Genomic DNA, 9,594 nt, shown 5'->3' on the forward strand with positions numbered 1-9,594 from the left:
GAATTGTACAAAGAATGTAATCAGAAATACGGGTATGTAATTCACCATTTTCCAACCAATCGATTTCGACAAAGTTTTCTTTAACTCTAATTGCTGTAACTTGTTGATTGCAGTGAATTTCAGCCTTTACCGACTCAACCAAACGCCAAATCAGTTGTTCCATTCCACCTTGAATTTGCAACAAATCGTGACTGGTTTCAACCAATATATCACCAAAGAACATATCGAGAGCTTTGCTGCAACGAGCGCGGAAACCAGGATTATCCTGAATAAACGCTTGCAAATCAATAGTTTCGCCGTCTTCGCTAAAATAAACACTCAAATCCAAACGCTCCAACTCATCCATTAAGTGCGATCGCAAGTCTTTTTCTAAGCTGTCACGCAAGTTACCGGGAGAAATAGTATTGACAATTGTTTGTAACCATGCTGCGAAAAGTCGAGTTTGTTCGCTGTAACGGGTATCGGTATAGATTCCTTGATAGCGCTCTTGGAATAAACGAGGTGCATCTTTCATTCGGAAAATGTTACCTTCGATATTCATAAAAGCGTTTTGCTCCTCGAATACGGTGACAAACTTACATAATTTGTCGCTCAATCCCATTTCGTTTATATAGTGTAATGTATGGTTGTGGGCGCTAGGAATCCGCATTGCCCCCAATTCTGCGTAAGGTGCGTCTTTTTCGTTACCAAAGCGGTGAGTCCAAACTCGACCACCAACGCGAGGACTTCCTTCCATGATTGTGACTTCGTGACCCATTTTTTCTAATTCGTAAGCTGCAACTAAACCCGCAATTCCCGCACCTAAGATTGTAATTTTTTTACCTTTTTCAGCGTTAGAAAGTTGGCACATATCCAGCATAAATTTGGTGTCCATTGTTTGATACCTCGTAAGTGATGATTGAGAGAACTTAAAAATTGTGGGATTTGCTTTGCTGTAGAAGCGTTTCAACCCCTTCTGTTACTATCTACTGTGGATGGATTCGGTTTATGCAGATGGGATAATGCAACAGGGATTTTTTTTGATTGTTGAGGTATAAATCCCGGATGAAATGCTTGCTGTCAGAGGATTAGAGACTTTTAGAGATTTTTTCAACACAATTCTAATTTCAGATGGTTGGATAGTTTTGCGTTGTATCCATATATATAGATGTTTCCGCACTCACCATGTAAGGAAATGTAAAGCGATCGCATTAGATATAGACATGACAATGAATGTAGAGAACTAGTACTACTACATCTCTAGAAGGGTTTCAGACAATGAATAATAAATTTTGGTTGATATCTCTTATATTTAATTGCATCTACTGAATTAGTGCATAAATGGAAATGACTCATCGCTAGAGAACTTATAGTTAACCAATAAAGGTTTCACAAGTATGAGTTCTTTATCTAAACAAATCAACAGCAAAAATACGAATAACTTCGTATTTGATAGTAAATTTTTTCTGATTATTTCCATATCTATGATTGCCATTAGTGGAGTATTAAGCATCAATCCAGTTGTTCCAAAGATAGCTCAATCTCTCAACGTGGCTCCTCAAAACATAGGTATGATAATGACAATATTTTTAATACCAACTACATTTGGCAGCTTAATATTTGGAGCTTTAGCAGACCGTTTTGGCAGAAAGAAAATTCTCATTCCTTCACTGTTACTTTTTGGAATTGGTGGAATATTATGTGCATCAGCAACTAATTTTCATAGCTTACTAGAATGGCGTTTTTTAACTGGAATTGGTGCCGCTAGTTTAGAGGCAATAGAATTAACTTTGATTAGCGATTTGTATAGTGGAAAAATGCTGACTAGTGCAATGGGAATGAATGCAGCAATGATAGGAGTTGCTGCAACTTTTTATCCTCTAATTGGTGGAATGTTAGCCGAATTTAGCTGGAGATATGTATTCTTACTTTCAATACTGGCTTTTCCGATTGCTTTGATAATTTCAACTAAATTAAAGTTACCCACTAAGCAAAGTTCAACTCAAGAGCTAAATTTAAAAAGCTACCTAAACACTACTTGGAAAAATATTCAAAATCCCAAAGTCATCGGATTATTATTCACAGTATTTTCAATGTTCATTATTGAATTAGGAGCTTTCTATATCTACCTACCAATGTATGCTGGAACTACATTACATGCATCAGGTACAGAAATTGGGATTATTCTTTCAATTGAGTCAATTGCATTTGCGATCGCAGCTTCACAATTAGGAATTTTAACTCGCTTGTTTTCGGAAAGAAGCTTAATTAGCTTTGGTTTTCTTATCTGTGGATTGTCTTTATTAGTAATGCCTTTAATTCATAGCATCTGGTTATTAGTAACTCCCTGTATTATCTTTGGAATTTCACAAGCACTCGCTTTACCTTCATTACAGTCAATGCTTGCAGCAATCGCTCCTGAAGGTCATCGTGCTAGTTTCATGGCACTCAATGTTACAGTTCAATCTTTAGGAAGAGCATTAGGACCATTATTTGCAGGTGTTAGTTTCGGGATTTGGGGAATTCAAGGAGTCTTTTATGCTAATGCACTTCTTGCCATCATTACAGTTATAATTTTCAACTTTCTGTTTAGTTATAAAACTCGTCCTCATACATATTAATATGTTCATAATCAATTTGTTTGGTGGGTAATTCTCACCAGACAAATATCTTTAAATTCCAAACTACGAATTATTTAAATTGGAGGGAATATGTTGAGAAGCATCAGAACAATAAACTTAGCATTAGCTCAAAAACTAACTTTACTAATGCTCATAGTCTTCCTGGGAGGCATTTCTTTAAGCGGTATTGCTCTCGCTAATATCTTAAATTACAAAGCTCAACATGAAATCTCCTCAAATGCTTCATTACTCTTCCAAACCCTCAATTCAGTTCGCTCCTATACAAGTAATGAAGTAACTCCGAATTTACAAGCAAATCTAGGGAAAGATAGCTTTTTAGCACAAACTGTACCATCCTACTCATCACGAAAAGTATTTGAAGACTTACGCAATCAAAATCAAGACTATAAAGATTATTTGTACAAAGAAGCAATGTTAAATCCAACTAATATTCGTGACTTAGCTGATGGTTTTGAAAAAGACATTGTGAGTGATTTTAGAAAAAACGAAAATACCCAAGAAAAAACCGGATTTCGTAACCTCCAAGGAGAAAAATACTTTTATATTGCTCATCCCTTAAAAATTACTGATGCCAGTTGTTTGCGATGTCATAGTACCCCCGATGCAGCACCTAAAGAAATGATTAGAATTTATGGAGATAAAAATGGTATGGGTTGGAAATTAAACCTAATTCACGGTACTCAAATTGTTTCCGTACCAACCAGCGAAGTATTACAAAAAGCCAAACAATCGTTCTTTTTAATCATGGGAATTGTCACCTTGGTATTTGCGATCGCAACTTATATGGCTAATTTTTGGTTGAAACGATATGTTGTTCGTCCAATTAAGCGGGTTGTTCGGGTTGCGGAAGCTGTCAGTACTGGTGATATGGATGCGGAGTTTGAAAAAGTGTCAAATGATGAGGTTGGTAGTCTTGTAGAAGCTTTTACAAGGATGAAATTAAGTTTGGTCATCGCAATTCGACGTTTGGAACAGTATCGGATCGAAAATCGCGAACCAAAGGATAAGTTTTAGTTTTTTTTTAAATTTTAAATCTTAATTTTAGGTTTGGAGATGAAATCTTAATACAATTATATAATCTGGGGGATGTATAAATATCACTTTATTTATAACATTTATAGGGGATAAAATAATTTGAATATTGAGAAGCTACTCTTAGTATTCTGTAGGGAATAATTCTGCTGTCAGCTATATGAGCTACGATTTATTTACAAGAATTCCGATGAAACCATTGATATTAATCTGGTTAGCTTACACTTGGTTGGGATGGTATTTATCTGCTTACCACATCGGTTGGCTAGTTGGAGCTTTTGTACTGATTTTTGTACTCACTATTGTTTGGCAAACTACTTCTTGGTTAGAAAAATTAATCGAAATAGGTTCTAAAACTTTAGTTGTAGTTTTATTTCTCAGTTTGTCAGTCACTTTAGTCGCTAGTTGGTCATTATTATTTAGTCTTTTTCTAATGCCTTTAGCAACTACAATGCTAACTAATATGGAATTACGTTTATCAGGGTTAACAAGATTAGATAGATTAATTTTATTAACTATATTTGCTGGCTTAGGTTTAGTAATTGGTGAAGTTATTGATATATTCTTTTTACCCAGTATTCGCTATTAATAAATAATTGTACCTCGTTTAAGGGGCGCAATTTCATGCGCCCACATACTAAGGATTAAGGGTATTATAAACTACGAACCATAATCACCTCTTGCTGCTTTATTTTGCACCAATTCCCTCTCAATTGGACTGCGATCGTAATTATTATTATTACCTACTACACGTTTAGGAATGTCATTACCCAGTTCTTCCCCAGCACGTTTCAACATATCTACAGGATTTTTTTGACGACTTCCTGTTCCTAAATCCTTGGGAATTACTTCTGCTGCACGCTTCCCACTTTTGATGTAATCATCGTTCATTTGTTGTGCTTTCGCTGCATTTTCTGAAGTTCTAGAAATCTGTCTGACTTTTTTGTCATAAAAATGTGTCAATTCATTTTTATTACTGGTTTTGTTTACATGCTTACCTGAAAAATATGGCGAGTTTTTCTCTGTTTTCTGCTGTTTAGCAACGTAAACACTTTCTGCTTGTGCAGATGAAACTTGTAAGCTAACCAAGGAAATTAAACCAACCATAAATACAATTGCTATTTTGCAATATAGGTTATTTAGATGCTTTTTAATGTCCAATAATTTGATTTTCAACATTGGGAATATATGACCTCATTTCTAAGAATTTACTCCCGAATATTAGAAAATTCACCAAACAATCACATCTTCCTATAGTTTCAATATTTACTAACGAGTGATATATCAAAAGTAAGGTTATCCAATAATCATAATCTGCCAAAAATAATCAACTAAGCTTAGACGCATCTAAATGACATCTTTTAAAACGTGAGAGTCTTGCTGCAAGCATTTCAGGCTTCAAACTTAAGTGCATATTAGCTTAATATCCCCAATTGTGTACATAAGTAGAGGATATTGGCTTTTCAAATTATGCAATCGTTATATCCCCAGACAAATATACATCCTGAATTGCATTAAACAACTTTACACCTTCTTCAAAAGGACGTTGAAAAGCTTTACGTCCAGAAATTAAACCGCTTCCCCCTGCACGTTTATTAATTACCGCAGTTCTTACAGCATCCGCAAAATCATTTTTACCTGAAGCTCCTCCAGAATTAATTAAACCTGCACGTCCACAATAACAATTTAATACTTGATAGCGTGTTAAATCGATAGGATGGTCACTAGTTAATTCGGTATAAACTCTCTCATCAGTTTTACCATAACTCTCACCAGTAGCTTTCACAACTGCACCATAACCGTTGTTATTTTCGGGTAATTTCTGTTTAATAATATCAGCTTCAATTGTCACTCCCAAATGATTTGCTTGCCCAGTTAAATCAGCCGAAACGTGATAGTCTTTATCTTGTTTAAAAACATCATTACGTAAATAGCACCATAAAATAGTTGCCATTCCATATTCATGAGCTTGTTTAAAAGCTTGACTAACCTCTTGAATTTGTCGAGTAGAATTTTCCGAACCAAAATAGATTGTCGCACCAACTGCAACTGCACCCAAATTCCAAGCTTGCTCAACATCTCCAAACATAATTTGGTCAAATTTGTTCGGATAAGTTAATAATTCATTATGATTAATTTTGGCAATGAAAGGAATTTTATGAGCATATTTGCGTGAAACCGAACCTAATACACCTAACGTTGTCGCTACAGCATTACAACCAGATGCGATCGCGAGTTTAATGATATTCTCTGGATCGAAGTAAATCGGGTTTGCAGCAAAGGAAGCACCCGCAGAATGTTCGATACCTTGATCCACTGGTAAAATGGACAGATATCCCGTATTTGCCAATCTACCACTGGAATACAGGATTTGTAGACTACGGAGAACCTGAGAATTGCGATCGCTATTCAACCAGACTCGTTCGACAAAATCTGCTCCTGGTAAATGTAATAAATCTTGAGAAACTTTAGCTTTATAAGTAAGTAAATATTCCGCTTCTTGACCTAGTAAAGATTCTACAGAACTAGGCAATTTCATCGTACTAGTCATCAGATTTACCTCAATAATTTAACTTTAATCTCACAATCTAAATCAGTAACTAAAAGTCTGTAATTCTATCAAAAAATAATCTAAATTTGCTTGTTTTTATATAATTGACTGACAAATATAAATTATCAAGATAAAAATCAAGAAATATTTATTTGTAGTTTAATTAAAAAATTTGTCTTGAGCAAATACTAATAACTATAACTCCCCATTCTTGAGATAACACTCATCCTAATGACAGATTCTTCTAAAATCATCATTAAACTGCCATTTGATGTTAGTAAAATCTGTAGAACCCTTGATAACCTTAGATATTGACGAACATTACTAAGAAATTCTTTGAGCAACCTAGTTTTCTCATTGCAAACTACCCGATGTGACTGATTTATCCTGGGAATAAGCAATTTTGGGATGCGATATGTATACTTTCGCTAAAATAGTTGCGGATACGAAAAAATTAGTATATACATCGAGTACGAATACTACTCACTACGAATATGATAAATATTAAGATACGGGAAATTATTAATTTAGCCTTAACCATCATACTTAATCGAGCATAATTGATAATGATGATGAAGCATAAAGCAAGAGATAATGGAAATGAAAATAGATTTCAGCAGTGTAGACTTCAGCAGTGTAGATTTCAGCAGTGTAGACGTATCCTCGCTTGAGACTGAAGAAGAGTACCGTCAAGAAGCTAAAAGATTATTACCTGCTGCACTACTCAAAGTAGGTGAAGCTGTTGCTGAAAATACTTGGGAAGAACTACAGAAAAATCTTGCTAAACCAGGTACTAAAGTCAAAGCTTCTACCAGCGAAAAACGCCAATTTATTCGCGAGACAGTCAGAAACTATCAACGCAGTGCCAGCAATCGAGAACGTCAAGAGTTAGAAGATTACATAATTGAAATATTACGCAATTCTTAATCAAGAGAAGTAGGAAATAAGGGGGTAGGAATTACCCCTTTCTCTCTTAAATTAACTGCTTAATCCACTTTCTTCCCGCCCTTTCTGCCGCTAATTTAGTATAATAAATACTTCTTTCTCCAGATACCGCACCAGTCGAGTGAATTACTCGAAACTGCCAGTAATTTACTTCAGTGTTAAATACAGCCAAGGTAAAATCTTGAGTACAATGAATAGAATCAATTTTAGTGCTAATCATATATAGTAATAGAATAATATTTTAGTCTCGTCAATTAATTTATTCATCCAATAAATTACAGAACAGAAAATTTTTTAAATATATATCCTTGATACAAATATAAGCTGTTAAAGAATATCTATCCTAAGCAATTGATTTACAGATTTTTCTAGTATTTAAAATACACATTATAACCTCACTCCCCGCAGGTGTCACACCTCTACAGGGTAAAGCACACCTTTTCTATTGAGGAGAAAAAGGTAAAATGAAAGCGCCAGTAAATACGGTGCAAACGCTGGCGCTAGTGTTATCAGGTATAAGCAAGCACCATTCTAAGCAAAATCTTCAGAATGCTGTACGGGGTGAGACCCATAAATGGTCTTAGCCTTGATTACTTTAATGTTTTTTCATAGCTGAGAGAAAGCAGTAAGGGATAGTTTCTTTGTAGAGGGTTTTCCCATACCTACAAGTAGGGTTTGATAATTTCTGCCCATAGTAAATAGGCTTTTCCGTTAAGATGCAAACCATCAGCAGTATATTTTGCATCTAGTTGTTTTTCCGCATCTATCAAGCATGAATATATGTCTATATACCGATAATTAAATTCTGCGGATAAACCCTTTAATTTTGAATTGAGATTAACTATTTTTTGATTATCTTCCCAATACAAATAAATATTTTGATTTACAGGTAAAACGCTCTGTATAAATACTTGTGTTTCCGGAATAGCGTTTTTAAATTTGAGGAGAATTTGTTTATATTTATCGATAACTTCTTCTACAGATTTATTAATCATGGCTAAATCATTAATCCCAACCATTAAAAATATTTGCTTTGGTTGTGTTGCAATTATCGTGTCAACTCTGTACAAAATTCTATCGGTTGTATCGCCAGAAATACCTCGATTTAGGACATTAAAGGTAATATTTGAGTTTCCTAATAATTCTGACCATTCACCTTCATCAGTAATACTATCACCCAAAAATATAATGGCATTACTTAATTTAGGTAGAAGTTCATATTGACTTTTTTTATGAATGTAACCAGGTGGATTGTAAATATTAAATACATCTTGTTTATTGTTGAATGTATTCAATATTTTCTTAGTTAGATAGGAAATTCCACCTTTTTTGTAAATGAATATAAATGTCAAACATAAAAATAGAATATTTAAGCTCACAGAAATAAATAATATCATTCTTCCATAAAAATTAAGTTTTCGAGTTAGGAATATTTATTATTTTAACCGCAGATGTACGCTGATAGACGCAGATGAAATACTTTTCACTTTCAGTTTTTTAATTTAGTTTTTTCAGATTTATACATTTTGAATAAAAGGTTCGATACGCTGCCATACTTGCTCAAATAAATTACCATTTTCAACATCGAACCATTCGATTTGCGGATTTGCACGAAACCAGGTTTGCTGACGTTTAGCAAATTGTCGTGTATGTAATGCAGTTAATTCCTTGGCTTTTTCTAAGTCAACTTCCCCAGCTAAATATTGCCGTATTTCTTGATATCCCAACGTGTTTAACAACGGTAAATCCTCCCCAAATTTCCGACATAAATAATCAACTTCCTCAACAAAACCATCCTTGACCATCTTTTCAGTGCGTTGAGCGATACGCTGAGTAAGATATGCGCGATCGCAATCTAATCCAAGTTGTAAAATCGGGTAATCTGGTGGGTTTTCTCCTTGCTGTTGGGAAATTGGTACACCAGTAATATAATATACCTCCAATGCTCGTAAAGTCCGTACAATATCATGGGGATGAATTTTTGCCGCAGCTTCCGGATCGACTTGTTCTAACATCCCGTATAGCTGAATTTGACCCACAGATTCACGGATAGATTCTAAATGCGATCGCAATTCATAATTCGGCGCAACTCTAGGAATCTTCATCCCTCTAGTTATAGCTTTAATGTATAAACCAGTACCACCAACTAAAAGATGAGTGGAGGCTTTTCCCTCAATCAAAACCCTTGCAGCATCTTGATAATCTGCAACAGTCATGGTTTCCCTGGGTTCGCAGATATCTATTAGATAATGGGGAACCAAAGCTTGTTCGGTTTTACTTGGTTTTGCCGTACCAATATCAAACTCGCGGTAAACTTGTCGGGAATCGGCACTGATAATGGCAGAATCTAGCCGCATTGCTAATTCTAATGCCAACCCAGATTTACCTGTTGCTGTTGCACCACATATAACTATTAGTTTGGGAATTGGGGATTGGGGATTGGGG

At 35.0% G+C, this 9,594-nt stretch carries 10 protein-coding genes; 4 read left to right on the forward strand and 6 right to left on the reverse strand.

What is annotated here, in order from left to right:
• A partial coding sequence (locus CK510_RS20095) for a flavin monoamine oxidase family protein (protein WP_143289360.1) occupies positions 1 to 874 on the reverse strand: 874 nt, incomplete at its 3' end.
• 502 nt (positions 875 to 1,376) lie between these two features.
• Here CK510_RS20095 and CK510_RS20100 point away from each other — a divergent pair.
• The 3 genes from CK510_RS20100 to CK510_RS20110 all read left to right on the forward strand — a co-directional run bounded on the left by CK510_RS20100 (position 1,377) and on the right by CK510_RS20110 (position 4,242).
• Positions 1,377 to 2,600, forward strand: a complete 1,224-nt coding sequence (locus CK510_RS20100; protein WP_095723393.1) for an MFS transporter — start codon at positions 1,377 to 1,379, stop codon at positions 2,598 to 2,600.
• Positions 2,601 to 2,747: 147 nt separating this feature from the next.
• Complete coding sequence (locus tag CK510_RS20105; RefSeq protein ID WP_245912235.1) at positions 2,748 to 3,635, forward strand: Tll0287-like domain-containing protein; 888 nt, start codon at positions 2,748 to 2,750, stop codon at positions 3,633 to 3,635.
• A 208-nt stretch (positions 3,636 to 3,843) separates the two neighbouring features.
• Positions 3,844 to 4,242, forward strand: a complete 399-nt coding sequence (locus CK510_RS20110) for a hypothetical protein (RefSeq protein WP_342745986.1) — start codon at positions 3,844 to 3,846, stop codon at positions 4,240 to 4,242.
• Positions 4,243 to 4,313: 71 nt separating this feature from the next.
• Here CK510_RS20110 and CK510_RS20115 read toward each other — a convergent pair whose 3' ends face one another.
• Together CK510_RS20115 and CK510_RS20120 are read right to left on the reverse strand one after the other, a co-directional pair.
• Positions 4,314 to 4,760: a hypothetical protein gene (locus CK510_RS20115; protein WP_245912236.1), complete on the reverse strand. Its 447-nt coding sequence runs from the start codon at positions 4,758 to 4,760 to the stop codon at positions 4,314 to 4,316.
• 361 nt (positions 4,761 to 5,121) lie between these two features.
• Entirely contained in the window at positions 5,122 to 6,204 is a 1,083-nt protein-coding gene (locus CK510_RS20120; protein WP_095723397.1) for a class I fructose-bisphosphate aldolase, read from the reverse strand.
• A 600-nt stretch (positions 6,205 to 6,804) separates the two neighbouring features.
• Here CK510_RS20120 and CK510_RS20125 point away from each other — a divergent pair.
• Positions 6,805 to 7,131, forward strand: coding sequence for a hypothetical protein (locus tag CK510_RS20125; protein WP_095723400.1), 327 nt, complete (start codon positions 6,805 to 6,807; stop codon positions 7,129 to 7,131).
• Between the two features lie 46 nt (positions 7,132 to 7,177).
• Here the strand turns inward: CK510_RS20125 and CK510_RS20130 are convergent, their stop codons facing one another.
• The 3 genes from CK510_RS20130 to miaA all read right to left on the reverse strand — a co-directional run bounded on the left by CK510_RS20130 (position 7,178) and on the right by miaA (position 9,575).
• The gene (locus CK510_RS20130; protein ID WP_095723398.1) at positions 7,178 to 7,369 is read right to left on the reverse strand and encodes a hypothetical protein; all 192 of its coding nucleotides are present in this window, start codon (positions 7,367 to 7,369) and stop codon (positions 7,178 to 7,180) included.
• A 442-nt stretch (positions 7,370 to 7,811) separates the two neighbouring features.
• Entirely contained in the window at positions 7,812 to 8,444 is a 633-nt protein-coding gene (locus CK510_RS20135) for a GDSL-type esterase/lipase family protein (RefSeq protein ID WP_245912237.1), read from the reverse strand.
• 222 nt (positions 8,445 to 8,666) lie between these two features.
• On the reverse strand, positions 8,667 to 9,575 hold the full coding sequence (miaA, locus tag CK510_RS20140) for a tRNA (adenosine(37)-N6)-dimethylallyltransferase MiaA (protein WP_095723401.1): 909 nt from the start codon (positions 9,573 to 9,575) through the stop codon (positions 8,667 to 8,669).
• Between the last annotated feature and the right edge of the window lie 19 nt (positions 9,576 to 9,594).

Source organism: Brunnivagina elsteri CCALA 953, assembly GCF_002289455.1.
In the GTDB taxonomy this organism is placed as follows: domain Bacteria; phylum Cyanobacteriota; class Cyanobacteriia; order Cyanobacteriales; family Nostocaceae; genus Brunnivagina; species Brunnivagina elsteri.

Excerpts from the sequence above, each read along its gene's own strand:
- CK510_RS20100 (WP_095723393.1), top strand. The coding sequence starts at position 1,377 with ATGAGTTCTTTATCTAAACAAATCAACAGCAAAAATACGAATAACTTC.
- CK510_RS20105 (WP_245912235.1), top strand. The coding sequence starts at position 2,748 with ATGCTCATAGTCTTCCTGGGAGGCATTTCTTTAAGCGGTATTGCTCTC.
- CK510_RS20110 (WP_342745986.1), top strand. The coding sequence starts at position 3,844 with ATGAAACCATTGATATTAATCTGGTTAGCTTACACTTGGTTGGGATGG.
- CK510_RS20115 (WP_245912236.1), bottom strand. The coding sequence starts at position 4,760 with ATGGTTGGTTTAATTTCCTTGGTTAGCTTACAAGTTTCATCTGCACAA.
- CK510_RS20120 (WP_095723397.1), bottom strand. The coding sequence starts at position 6,204 with ATGACTAGTACGATGAAATTGCCTAGTTCTGTAGAATCTTTACTAGGT.
- CK510_RS20125 (WP_095723400.1), top strand. The coding sequence starts at position 6,805 with ATGAAAATAGATTTCAGCAGTGTAGACTTCAGCAGTGTAGATTTCAGC.
- CK510_RS20130 (WP_095723398.1), bottom strand. The coding sequence starts at position 7,369 with ATGATTAGCACTAAAATTGATTCTATTCATTGTACTCAAGATTTTACC.